This window comes from Mycobacterium shottsii (genome assembly GCF_010728525.1).
Lineage (GTDB): Bacteria > Actinomycetota > Actinomycetes > Mycobacteriales > Mycobacteriaceae > Mycobacterium > Mycobacterium marinum.
Genome location: NZ_AP022572.1, coordinates 4,552,729 through 4,564,496, shown reverse-complemented (window position 1 = coordinate 4,564,496; position 11,768 = coordinate 4,552,729). Strand labels below are relative to the sequence as shown.

Below are 11,768 nucleotides of genomic sequence, written 5' to 3'. Positions count from 1 at the left end.
CAATGACCACCGAAGCGCCGCCTGCCCACGATCTCGAAGCCCGCCGGCCATTTCCGCCGCGAATGGGGCCCAAAGGCAGCCTGATCTACAAGATCATCACCACCACCGACCACAAGATGATCGGCATCATGTACATGGTCGCCTGCTTCATCTTCTTCTTCATCGGCGGCTTGATGGCGTTGCTGATGCGCGCGGAGCTCGCCACACCGGGGCTACAGTTCCTGTCCAACGAGCAGTACAACCAGCTGTTCACCATACACGGCACCGCCATGCTGCTGTTCTACGCGACCCCGGTGGTGTTCGGATTCGCCAATCTGGTTCTGCCCTTGCAGATCGGCGCACCCGACGTAGCCTTCCCGCGGCTCAACGCATTGTCGTTCTGGCTCTTTGTCTTTGGGCGCGTTGATCGCCTTGAGCGGATTCATCGTGCCCGGAGGCGCCGCCGACTTCGGGTGGACCGCCTACACGCCACTGTCCAACGCCGCTCACAGTCCCGGTGTGGGGCCGGACCTTTGGATTCTGGGCCTGGCGGTCGGTGGACTGGGCACCATCCTAGGGGGAGTCAACATGCTGACCACCGTGGTGTGCCTGCGCGCTCCGGGAATGACGATGTTCCGGATGCCGATCTTCACCTGGAACATCATGGTCACGAGCTTGCTTGTGCTGATGATCTTCCCGCTGTTGACCGCGGCGCTGTTCGGTTTGGCCGCCGACCGTCACCTCGGCGCCCACATCTACGACCCCGCCAACGGTGGGGTCATTCTGTTTCAGCACCTGTTCTGGTTCTTCGGGCACCCCGAGGTGTATGTCATCGCACTGCCGTTCTTCGGGATCGTGTCCGAGGTGATCCCGGTGTTCAGTCGCAAGCCGATATTCGGCTATACGACGCTGGTCTACGCGACACTGTCGATTGCGGCACTGTCCGTGGCGGTTTGGGCCCACCACATGTTCGCCACCGGGGCCGTGCTGCTGCCCTTCTTTTCGTTCATGACGTTTCTGATCGCGGTGCCGACCGGTCTGAAATTCTTCAACTGGATCGGCACCATGTTGCGGGGTCAGCTGACGTTCGAATCACCGATGCTGTTCTCGCTGGGATTCCTGGTCACCTTCCTGGCCGGCGGGCTGACCGGCGTGTTGCTGGCCAGCCCGCCGCTGGACTTTCACGTCAGCGACACCTATTTCGTGGTTGCCCATTTCCACTACACGCTGTTCGGCACCATCGTGTTCGCCACCTATGCCGGCATCTACTTCTGGTTCCCCAAGATGACCGGGCGCCTACTCGACGAGCGGCTGGCCAAGTTTCACTTCTGGCTGACCTTCCTCGGGTTCCACGCCACCTTCTTGGTCCAGCACTGGCTGGGCAATTCCGGGATGCCGCGTCGGTATGCGGACTACCTGCCCACCGACGGCTTCCAGACGCTCAACGTCATCTCCACGATCGGAGCACTCACCCTCGGTGTCTCGGTGCTGCCCTTTGTCTGGAATGTGTTCAAGAGCTGGCGCTTTGGCGAACCGGTGCTGGTCGACGATCCGTGGGGACACGGCAACTCGCTGGAATGGGCCACCAGTTGCCCTCCGCCTCGGCACAATTTCACCGAGCTGCCCCGAATTCGTTCGGAGCGACCGGCGTTCGAGCTGCACTACCCGCACATGGTGAAACGTCTTCGGGCCGAGGCCCACGTCGGTCGTCACGAAATCGAGACCGACACTTCAGAACTGGCGGGTAGTCCAACGTAGTGAGATACGAGACCAAGGCGTAACCATTTCGCGGCGCCACGGGTATCCGTGGGTGAGACGATGTCCGCCATGTTGCGCCTGAGAACGCTGAGCTCGGCGCTGCTGTCTTTTGGGCTGGTGCTCTGCGGCGCGTTGCCGACCACGCTGGCTGTGGCGGGCGCGATACCGGAACCCGATGTCGGTCAGACCCAGAGCCCGGGCATACCTATAGCAGCGCCGCAGCAGAACTGGGGCTCCTGTGGGCCGTTCATCGATAACGTCAGCGAGATTCCAACCGCACGGTGCACCACCGTGGGGGTCCCGATCGACTACGACAAACCCGGTGGGGCACAAGCCAAACTGGCCGTGATCCGGGTTCCAGCGACGGGCCAGCGAATCGGTGCGCTGCTGATCAACCCCGGCGGGCCCGGAGCTTCCGCGGTCGACATGGTCGCCGGGATGGCACCCGAGCTGAGGGGCACCGAGATCGCCCGCCATTTCGACCTGGTGGGATTCGACCCCAGAGGAGTGGGCCACTCCACTCCCGCGCTGCGGTGTCGCACTGACGCCGAATTCGACGCGTTCCGGCGTGACCCGATGGTGGACTACAGCCAGGCCGGCGTGGCTCACATCGAGCAGGTGTACCGAGAGCTGGCCCAACACTGTGCTGACCGGATGGGCCTGGGCTTCTTAGCCAACGTCGGCACCGCGGCCACCGCACGCGACATGGACATGATCCGCCGGGCGCTAGGCGACGATCAGCTCAACTACCTGGGCTACAGCTACGGTACCGAGTTGGGCACCGCCTACCTCGAACGGTTCGGTTCCCACGTCCGGGCGATGGTGCTCGACGGCGCCATCGATCCGATGGCCGGGCCAATCGACGAAAACGCCAAACAGTTGGCGGGATTCCAGACCGCCTTCAATGACTACGCCGCCGACTGTGCTCGCTCACCGGCCTGCCCGCTGGGCACCGACCCGGCCCAATGGGTCAACCGGTACCACGCTCTGGTCTATCCACTGGTCAGCCAGCCGGCAAAGACCTCAGACCCGCGCGGCCTCAGCTACGCCGACGCCACCACGGGCACGATCAATGCGCTCTATGCGCCGCAGCGCTGGAAGTATCTGACCAGCGGTTTGCTCGGCCTGCAGCGGGGTGCCGACGCCGGTGACCTGCTGTTGCTGGCCGACGACTACGACGGCCGTGACCGCGCGGGGCGCTACAACAACGGCCAGGACGCGTTCAACGCGATCCGCTGCGTGGACGCGCCGACACCGACGGATGCCGCGTCGTGGGTCTCGGCCGACCAACAGTTCCGTCAGGCCGCTCCCTTCCTCAGTTACGGGCAGTTCACCGGGTTGGCCCCGCGTGATCTGTGTGCGTTGTGGCCGGTGCCGGCGACGTCGGTGCCACATGCGGCCTCGCCCGCGGCGCCGGGCAAGGCTGTCGTGGTGTCCACCACCCATGACCCGGCCACGCCATATCAGGCCGGCGTTGACCTGGCCCGGCAGTTGGGTGCTCCGCTGATCACTTACGACGGGACTCAGCACACCGCCGTATTCGACGGCAACGACTGTGTTGACGGCGCGGTGGTGCGGTATTTGCTCAACTTGACGCCGCCGCCGGCCAATTTGCGCTGCGGGTCCTAGCCGGTCGCGCGCTCGCCCGGGCACTCCGCAACGTGCCTGGCCGGGCATCGGTAACACGCATTTAACACATCTTGCATACTGTTCGAGTCATGGATCGGCAGAAGGAATTCGTCCTCCGCACACTGGAAGAGCGTGACATCCGCTTCGTCCGGCTTTGGTTCACCGACGTGCTTGGTTTTCTCAAGTCGGTTGCGATCGCACCTGCCGAACTCGAAGGCGCCTTTGAGGAAGGCATCGGCTTCGACGGATCGTCGATCGAGGGCTTTGCCCGGGTCTCGGAATCCGATACAGTGGCGCACCCGGATCCGTCCACCTTCCAGGTGCTGCCCTGGGTCACCGACGCCGGCCATCACCATTCGGCTCGGATCTTCTGCGACATCACCATGCCGGACGGCTCGCCGTCGTGGGCCGATCCGCGCCACGTGCTGCGGCGTCAGCTGACCAAGGCCAACGAACTCGGCTTCTCCTGCTACGTACATCCCGAGATCGAATTCTTCTTGCTCAACCCCGGCCCCGAGGACGGGACGGAACCGGTGCCGATCGACAACGCCGGCTATTTCGACCAGGCGGTGCATGTATCGGCGTCGAAGTTTCGCCGGCACGCGATCGACGCCCTGGAGTTCATGGGAATCTCGGTGGAATTCAGCCATCACGAAGGCGCGCCGGGCCAGCAGGAAATCGATCTGCGGTTCGCTGACGCGCTCTCGATGGCCGACAACGTGATGACCTTCCGCTACGTCATCAAGGAAGTGGCGCTGGAAGAGGGCGTGCGCGCCACGTTCATGCCCAAGCCGTTTGGCCAGCACGCCGGTTCGGCGATGCACACCCACATGAGCCTGTTCGAGGGTGATGTCAATGCGTTCCACAGCCCCGACGATCCGCTGCAGCTGTCGGAGGTGGGCAAGTCGTTCATCGCCGGGATCCTCGAGCACGCCTCTGAGATCAGCGCGGTGACCAACCAATGGGTCAACTCCTACAAGCGGCTCATCCTGGGCGGTGAAGCGCCCACCGCCGCCTCCTGGGGGGCGGCCAACCGCTCCGCGCTGGTGCGCGTGCCGATGTACACGCCGCACAAGACGTCGTCGCGGCGGATCGAGGTGCGCAGCCCCGACTCCGCGTGCAATCCCTATCTCGCGTTCGCAGTGCTGTTGGCCGCCGGGCTGCGCGGGGTGGAGAAGGGCTACGTGCTGGGCCCGCAGGCCGAGGACAACGTGTGGGACCTGACGCCCGAAGAGCGCCGCACCATGGGCTACCGCGAGCTGCCGACGAGCCTGGACAGCGCGCTGCGCGCGATGGAATCCTCCGAGCTGGTCGCGGAGGCATTGGGGGAGCATGTTTTTGACTTCTTCCTGCGCAACAAGCGTCGTGAATGGGCCACCTACCGCAGTCACGTCACCCCATACGAACTGAGCACATACCTGTCGCTGTAGCCCGCGGGGCGCGGTGAAATCAATCTGATGGACCAGACGGTCCGATCAGCGGTCGGCTTGCGCTACCGTCATGAACGTGACGAAGCCCGCGACGCAGCGACCAAAGCTGCCCAGCGTCGGCCGTCTGGGATTGGTGGATGCCCTGGCCGGGGCGCGCCTGGCGGAGCTGGGTTGGACCGAACACGATGACCAGGCGCATGTGGATCTGCTCTGGTCGTTATCACGCGCACCGGACGCCGACGCTGCCCTGAAGGTCTTGGTACGGCTCGCCGAGAACCCCGACACCGGATGGGACGAGCTGAACGCGGCGCTGCTCAACGAACGCAGCCTGCGCGGGCGACTGTTCGCCGTGCTGGGTTCCTCGCTGTCGCTGGGGGACCACCTGGTCGCCAATCCGCAGTCGTGGAAGTTGCTCAGGGGCAAGGTCGCACTGCCATCACACGCGGCGCTGCTCGAGTCGTTCGTGGATCTGGCCGAGGAGGTGGCCGCGGCGCCGGCCTCGGCCGTACATCGGTTGCGCGCCCTGCACCGTGACCACGTTCTGGTGCTGGCCGGGCTGGACCTGGCGGCGACGGTCGAAGACGAACCGGTGCTGCCGTTCACCGTGGTTACCGCGCACCTGGCCGATATCGCCGACGCCGCGCTGGCGGCGGCTTTGCGGCTGGCCGAAAAGACGGTGTGCCGCGACCGCACACCACCGCGACTGGCGGTCATCGCGATGGGCAAATGCGGCGCCCGCGAACTGAATTACGTCAGCGATGTCGACGTCATCTTTGTGGCCGAGCGCGCCGACCCGATTAGCATCCGCGTCGCCGGCGAGATGATGCGGGTGGCGTCATCGACGTTCTTCGAAGTGGATGCCGGACTGCGCCCGGAGGGCCGCAGCGGCGAGTTGGTCCGCACCGTCGAATCGCACATCGCCTACTACCAGCGTTGGGCCAAGACCTGGGAGTTCCAGGCACTGCTGAAAGCCCGGGCGGCGGTCGGCGACGCGGAACTGGGCCAGCGCTACCTGGCCGCGCTGATGCCGATGGTGTGGACCGCCTGCGAACGTGACGACTTCGTGGCCGAGGTGCAGGCTATGCGCCGCCGGGTGGAGCAGCTGGTGCCCGCCGATATCCGCGGGCGCGAGCTCAAGCTGGGGACCGGCGGGCTGCGCGACGTGGAATTCGTCGCGCAACTGCTGCAGCTCGTGCATGGCCGCAGCGACGAGTCGCTGCATGTCGCCTCTACCGTGGACGCGCTGTCGGCGCTCGGCGAAGGCGGCTACATCGGGCGCGAGGACGCGGCGAACATGATCGCCTCCTACGAATTCCTGCGCCTGCTCGAGCATCGCCTGCAGCTGCAGCGACTCAAACGCACCCACCTGCTGCCCGAATTCGAGGACGAAGAGGCGGTGCGCTGGCTGGCGCGGGCGGCTCACATCCGGCCCGACGGCCGTCACGACGCGGCCGGGATGCTGCGCGAGGAACTCAAGCATCAGAACGTGCGAGTGTCGCGGCTGCACGCGAAGCTCTTCTATCAGCCGCTGCTGGAGTCGATTGCCCCGGCCGGGCTGGAAATCGCCGGGCGGGGCATGACGTCGGAGGCGGCTGAGCGCCAGCTGGCGGCGCTGGGCTACGAGGGCCCGCAGACCGCGTTGAAGCATATGGCGGCGCTGGTCAATCACAGCGGCCGGCGCGCGCGCGTGCAGTCGGTGCTGTTGCCCAGGCTGTTGGACTGGCTGTCCTATGCCCCAGACCCCGACGGCGGGCTGTTGGCCTACCGCCGGCTCAGCGAGGCGCTGGCCCCGCAAAGCTGGTATCTGTCGACCCTGCGCGACAAGCCGACCGTGGGTAGGCGGCTGATGCACGTGCTGGGCACCTCGGCTTTCGTGCCAGATCTGTTGATGCGCGCACCCGAGGTGATTCAGAACTACGGCGACGGCCGGACCGGACCCAAACTGCTCGAGACGGAGCCCGCGGCGGTTGCCCGGGCACTGATCGCCTCGGCGGGCCGATACTCCGATCCGTTGCGCGCCATCGCCGCCGCCCGCACGCTACGACGCCGCGAGCTCGCCCGCATCGGTTCCGCGGACCTGCTGGGCCTGCTCGAAGTCACCGAGGTGTGCCGCGCGCTGACCTCGGTGTGGGTGGCGGTGCTGCAATCCGCGCTGGAGGCGATGATCCGGGCCAACACCCCCGAGGGGGGACGGCCCCTGGCCCGCATCGCGGTCATCGGCATGGGCAGACTGGGCGGCTCCGAATTGAGCTACGGATCAGATGCCGATGTCATGTACGTCTGTGAACCGGCCAGCGGTGTGACCGATGCGCAGGCGGTGAAATGGTCCACCGCGGTGGCCGAGCAGGTTCGAGCAAAACTGGGCACGCCCAGCGTCGATCCACCGCTGGAGGTGGATGCCAACCTTCGGCCGGAAGGCCGCAACGGTCCACTGGTTCGCACGTTGGCGTCCTATGAGGCCTACTACGCGCAGTGGGCGCAGGCCTGGGAGATCCAGGCGCTACTGCGCGCGCACGCGGTCGCCGGTGATGCGGAGCTGGGCCAGCGGTTCTTGCTGCTGGTAGACCACACCCGCTATCCGCCCGACGGCGTCTCCGCCGAGGCGGTGCATGAAATCCGCCGCATCAAGGCGCGGGTCGAGTCCGAACGGCTGCCGCGCGGCGCCGACCCCAATACGCACACCAAGCTGGGCCGCGGCGGGCTGGCCGACATCGAATGGACCGTGCAGCTGCTGCAACTGCAAAACGCGCACGAGATCGAGGCCTTGCACAACACCTCGACGCTGGAATCACTGGATGCGATAGCCGAGGCGAAACTCGTCGCCGAGGACGAGGTGAAGCTGCTGCGGCAGGCTTGGTTGACCGCGACCCGGGCGCGCAACGCCTTGGTGCTGGTGCGTGGCAAGCCCACCGACCAGCTGCCGGGACCGGGACGTCAGCTCAACGCGGTGGCGGTGGCCGCCGGCTGGCACAACGACGACGGTGGCGAGTTCCTGGACAACTATCTGCGGGTAACCCGGCGCGCGAAAGCCGTCGTGCGCAAGGTGTTCGGAAGTTAGGGGCTGGTCCGGGTTGGGCGCCGCGTTCGAGGGCTCGAGCGACGACGCTGAGCTGGATCGGGTCGAGGCGACCTACGCACCCCTGGCCGAGGCCGTGCGCGATCTCATCGACGCCACCATCCAAACCCGGGCAGACGAAGAGGGGATCCTGCAGGCGAGGGCCGTGATCGAGGCGGTGACACAGTCGTTGCGCCGCGAGCAGAGCCGGCCCTGCGAGGTCAGCTACCGCGGTGACGCGCGCCCGATTCCGCTGGCAAATGCGGTAATCGGCCAGTGCAATCCGATAGCACCGCCGGTGGTTGTCCATCACGATCCCGACGCCGCAGACGGCCGGTGCCGGGCCGAGTTCGTGCTGGGCGCGGCCTACGAGGGTCCGCCCGGCCTGGTGCACGGCGGGGTGTGCGCACTGGTGCTGGATCATCTGCTTGGCGAGGCGGCCAGCCAGGGACGGACCCAGCCCCTGTTCACCGGCACCATCATGGTGAAATACCTGCGCGGCACCCCACTGGGGCCGCTGCGCTGCGAAGCATGGGTGGACCGGACCGAAGGGGTCAAAGCCTTTGCACGCGGATTTCTGTCCGACGCCGAGGGAGTCACGGCGCAGGCCGAGGGGGTCTTCATCAAACCGGCTTGGGCGCGGGAGGTCCCGTGAAGTTCTACGTCAGCAGCGCCTTCCACAACACCTCGGAGATCATCGAGATCACCAAGGCCGCCGACGAGCTGGGCTATGACGGCATCGGGATCCCGGACCACGTGGTCAACCTGGAGACCTTGCAGACCCCCTACCCCTATACCAAGGACGGGCAGCGGCGATGGCAGCCGTTCACCGACTGGCCCGATCCCTGGGTCCTCGCGGGTGCGCTTGCGCAGGTGACGCGGCGGCTGAAGTTCGTCACCACCGTGTACATTCCCGCGATGCGCAACCCCTATTCGGCGGCGAAAGCCATTGGCACTGCCGCACTTCTGGTGTCGGGACGGGTCGAGCTGGGCGTCGGCGTCGGCTGGTGCGCCGAGGAATTCGCTCTGATGGGGGAGCAGTTCGCGGCCCGCGGTAAACGTATCGACGAAATGCTCGCCCTGATGAAGCAGCTGTGGGAACCGGGCTGGACGGAATTCGAGGGTCGGTTCTACCAAACTCCGCGCCTGGAGATGCAGCCAACTCCGCCGCCCATTTCGATCTACGTCGGGGGGCTCAGCGACATCGCGTTGCGCCGCGCCGCCCGCTACGACGGCTGGATCGGAGACTTGATCAAGACCGAACGGGCCATCGAGGCGGTGGGCAGGCTACGCGAACTGGGTGCCGAAAACGGCTTGCCAGTAGATGATTTCACCACCCTGACGCCGCTGACCGATGCCTTCACCCCCGCCGACTACCAGCGTGCCGAGGATGCCGGCATCACCGGGATCATCACCATGCCGTGGATGTTCTACACCGGGCCGGACGCCGGATTGGACGCGAAGATCGACGGCATGGCGCGATTCCGCAACGACCTCTCGCTCGACAGCTAGCCGTGGCGCGGACGGCCAATCCGGCCATTTGGATCGGTCGCCGGTCAGGGCAGCCCATCCACCCCATCCGAGCCGAACACCGCGCCGCCGGCGCCACCCGTGCCGCCGGCGGCCGGCGTCGCGCTGAATCCGCCGTTGCCGCCGTTCCCACCGCTGCCGACCAGCCGGGCGTCGCCGCCGTCGCCCGCGTCGCCGCTGCCGGCGTCGCCGCCGGCGCCACCACTTCCGCCGTCACCGATCAAAGCCGCGTTGCCGCCGTTGCCGCCATTGCCACCGTCGCCGGTGTTGCCGCCCAGGCCGCCCTGGCCCCCGCGCCGCCGGCCCCCAACAGCAACCCGGCGCCGCCACCGTCGCCGCCGGCCCCGCCGTTGTTGCCGTTGGCGCTGACGATTAGCCCGCCCTGGCCCCCGGCGCCGCCGGCCCCGCCATTGCCGACCAGCCCGGCGCTGCCGCCATTGTCGCCGGCCCCGCCGTTGCTGCTAACGATTACGGTATCGAGAAAGCTGGTTCCGCCGGCCCCGCCGCTCCCACCGGCTCCGGCATCTCCGAACAGACGTCCGCCGTTGCCGCCCGCCCCGCCGGAGCCGCCGTCGTTGATGGCGCCGGCCCCGCCGCTGCCGAACAGCCAGGCGTCGCCGCCGGCCCCGCCGGAGCCGCCTCGTCCACCAGCGCCGAACCCGCCGTTGCCGCCGTCACCGGCCGTGCCGAAGAGCAACCCGCCGGTACCGCCGATGCCGCCGGTACCGCCGCTGGCGAACCCGCTGGCCCCGCCAGCGCCGCCCGCTCCACCGTCACCGAACAGTCCGGCGGCGCCCCCGGTCCCGCCGGTGCCACCGGCCCCGCCGGCGGTGATGGGGCCACTGAATCCGCCGTTGCCCCCGACCCCGCCGTTGCCGTAGAGCCTGCCGCCCTGGCCACCGGCGCCGCCGTGGCCACCGACCCCAGAGTTCCCGACGGCGTTGCCGCCGGTGCCGCCGCTGCCGCCATTGCCGATCAGCCCGGCCCCGCCTCCGGACCCGCCGGCCCCGCCTTCGCCGAACCCGCCCACGCCGCCCTGGCCGCCGACCCCGCCGGTTCCGGAGATCAGGCCCGCGTTGCCGGCGGCGCCACCGGCTCCGCCGACCCCAAAGAAGCCGGTGCCGCCCAGACCGCCGTCGCCGCCGACACCGAACAGTCCGGCGTTGCCGCCGTCACCGCCTTGCCCGCCCAGGGGGCCATCGCCGAATCCGCCGGTCCCGCCGGTGCCGATGAGCCAGGCGCCGGACCCGCCGGCCCCGCCGGCCCCACCGATACCGTCGTTGTCCACGCCCATGCCGGTGCCAGTGCCGCCGGCTCCGCCGCCACCACCGTGCCCGTAGAGTTCGGCGTTTCCGCCGGCACCACCTGCACCGCCGAAACCGGACAACCCGGTTCCGCCATTGCCACCGGCCCCGCCGGCGGAGATCGACAGGGCACCGGCGCTACCGCCGTCCCCGCCCAAACCACCGATACCGGAGGTCCCCGTTCCACCCGCCCCGCCGGCACCGCCGGCTCCGAACAACAACCCGCCGACCCCGCCGGCACCACCGGCACCCCCGTTGAGGCCACCGGAGCCGCCCGGACCGCCGGCGCCGCCGTTGCCTAAGAACAGGCCGCCGGCCCCGCCGGCGCCTCCTTGGGTCTGGCCCGTCCCGCCGGCACCGCCGGCGCCACCGTTGCCGAAGAGCCCGGCTCGCCCACCGGCTCCACCGTCTTGACCGCCAGCGCCGGACCCACCGGCTCCGCCGCTGCCGAACAATAATCCGCCGTCGCCGCCGGGTGCCCCGGTTCCTGGAGCGCCATTGCTGCCGTTGCCGATCAGCGGCCGCCCAAACAACGCCTGCGCGGGTGCGTTGACTGCGGCAGGCATGCTCTTCAGCAGGGACGCAGCGGTGAGGTCGGTAGTTGTGTAGCTGGCCGCAGCCGCGTTGACGGTCTGCACAAACCGGTCATGAAACGCCGTCGTCTGCTGGCTGATCGACTGATATCCCAAGCCGTGCGAATTGATCAGGGCCGTGATCGCAGCCGACACCGCATCGGCGCCGGGCTGGATGACTTCTGTGGTCGGGAGGATCGCATTGGCGTTCGCGGCGTTGATCGTCACCCCGATATTCGCCAAATTCCTTGCCGCCGAGGCTAACTCTTCTGGTGCCGCAATGACGTACGACATGTGCCCCCGGTTCGGCCAGGAACAGTCAGAATTCAGCAAGCCAGAGTCAACGAGCCGTGCTGAGCAGAGCCTAATCGATGGCGTGGATCCGCAAACGCGATTGCCGGCTATCGCTGGCCCTTCCGATGCACCGTCTGCGATGCAGGGCGGCACGGGGCAGACTCCGGCGCGAAAAACAGACAACCCGCTTGGCGACCGGTGAGGGTCGCCAAGCGGG

At 67.6% G+C, this 11,768-nt stretch carries 8 protein-coding genes and 1 pseudogene; 7 read left to right on the top strand and 2 right to left on the bottom strand.

What is annotated here, in order from left to right; genetic code table 11:
• Window positions 1-2 precede the first annotated feature (2 nt).
• From ctaD to G6N41_RS21020, 6 genes and pseudogenes are all read left to right on the top strand, one after another.
• A pseudogene (ctaD, locus tag G6N41_RS21045) lies at window positions 3-1,737 on the top strand (aa3-type cytochrome oxidase subunit I).
• 60 nt (window positions 1,738-1,797) lie between these two features.
• Window positions 1,798-3,366: an alpha/beta hydrolase gene (locus G6N41_RS21040; RefSeq protein WP_198965566.1), complete on the top strand. Its 1,569-nt coding sequence runs from the start codon at window positions 1,798-1,800 to the stop codon at window positions 3,364-3,366.
• A gap of 89 nt (window positions 3,367-3,455) precedes the next feature.
• Window positions 3,456-4,796 carry a type I glutamate--ammonia ligase gene (gene glnA / locus G6N41_RS21035; protein ID WP_012394948.1) on the top strand — a complete coding sequence of 447 codons (1,341 nt, stop codon included), beginning with the start codon at window positions 3,456-3,458 and terminating at the stop codon, window positions 4,794-4,796.
• Window positions 4,797-4,866: 70 nt separating this feature from the next.
• Window positions 4,867-7,854 (top strand): bifunctional [glutamine synthetase] adenylyltransferase/[glutamine synthetase]-adenylyl-L-tyrosine phosphorylase, encoded by a 2,988-nt coding sequence (locus G6N41_RS21030; protein WP_198965565.1) that lies wholly within the window; start codon window positions 4,867-4,869, stop codon window positions 7,852-7,854.
• A gap of 13 nt (window positions 7,855-7,867) precedes the next feature.
• Window positions 7,868-8,506 (top strand): PaaI family thioesterase, encoded by a 639-nt coding sequence (locus G6N41_RS21025; RefSeq protein WP_198965564.1) that lies wholly within the window; start codon window positions 7,868-7,870, stop codon window positions 8,504-8,506.
• A complete protein-coding gene (locus G6N41_RS21020) occupies window positions 8,503-9,363 on the top strand; it encodes a TIGR03619 family F420-dependent LLM class oxidoreductase (protein ID WP_198965563.1) in 861 nt (286 codons plus the stop codon). The genes G6N41_RS21025 and G6N41_RS21020 overlap by 4 nt, the downstream gene beginning before the upstream one ends.
• 44 nt (window positions 9,364-9,407) lie before the next feature.
• Here G6N41_RS21020 and G6N41_RS30145 read toward each other — a convergent pair whose 3' ends face one another.
• Window positions 9,408-9,605, bottom strand: coding sequence for a PE-PGRS family protein (locus tag G6N41_RS30145; protein WP_407663659.1), 198 nt, complete (start codon window positions 9,603-9,605; stop codon window positions 9,408-9,410).
• Window positions 9,602-11,551 (bottom strand): PE family protein, encoded by a 1,950-nt coding sequence (locus G6N41_RS21015; RefSeq protein WP_407663658.1) that lies wholly within the window; start codon window positions 11,549-11,551, stop codon window positions 9,602-9,604. The genes G6N41_RS30145 and G6N41_RS21015 overlap by 4 nt, the downstream gene beginning before the upstream one ends.
• On the opposite strand from G6N41_RS21015, the gene G6N41_RS21010 reads away from it, so the two are divergent.
• Complete coding sequence (locus G6N41_RS21010) at window positions 11,460-11,753, top strand: hypothetical protein (RefSeq protein WP_198968073.1); 294 nt, start codon at window positions 11,460-11,462, stop codon at window positions 11,751-11,753. The two genes, G6N41_RS21015 and G6N41_RS21010, sit on opposite strands and share 92 nt — an antisense overlap.
• Window positions 11,754-11,768: the final 15 nt, after the last annotated feature.

Coding starts and splice junctions, on each gene's coding strand:
- G6N41_RS21040 (WP_198965566.1), top strand. CDS start 1,798: ATGTCCGCCATGTTGCGCCTGAGAACGCTGAGCTCGGCGCTGCTGTCT.
- glnA (WP_012394948.1), top strand. CDS start 3,456: ATGGATCGGCAGAAGGAATTCGTCCTCCGCACACTGGAAGAGCGTGAC.
- G6N41_RS21030 (WP_198965565.1), top strand. CDS start 4,867: ATGAACGTGACGAAGCCCGCGACGCAGCGACCAAAGCTGCCCAGCGTC.
- G6N41_RS21015 (WP_407663658.1), bottom strand. CDS start 11,551: ATGTCGTACGTCATTGCGGCACCAGAAGAGTTAGCCTCGGCGGCAAGG.